We start from the raw sequence: 319 nt of genomic DNA on the forward strand, positions 1-319 counted from the left end.
TATCGCGGCAAGCCTTTTGCCGATTTCCCAATAACTCCACATGCAGGGCAGAAGGGCGCTGATCAGATCAGCCAAAGACCCTTGGTGAGCCACCTTCAGCATGTAGCTGGTGTAAGCGAGCATCACGAACGAAGGCTTGGTTGCCTCAAGCTCCTCCCGCGAAATCCCGAATTGTTCCGCGTATGATCGGTGCAAGTCCATCTCCGCGTGAAGCGTCGCCTCCTGCAACGCTGCGAAACGGGCGCTTGTATCGAGGTCGTCTGCTTTCGCGCTTGCGATCGCGAACAGCTTGGCATAATCAATCAGAAAAACGTAATCC

Annotated in this window: 1 pseudogene; it reads right to left on the reverse strand. The window is 54.9% G+C overall.

The annotated features are described in order from the left end of the window. Positions 1–319 (reverse strand): annotated as a pseudogene (locus tag MXD62_RS10840) (thiaminase II); the annotation flags it as partial.

The sequence above is a fragment of the Frankia sp. Mgl5 genome, from assembly GCF_023242985.1.
Classification (GTDB): Bacteria; Actinomycetota; Actinomycetes; order Frankiales; family Frankiaceae; genus Parafrankia; species Parafrankia soli.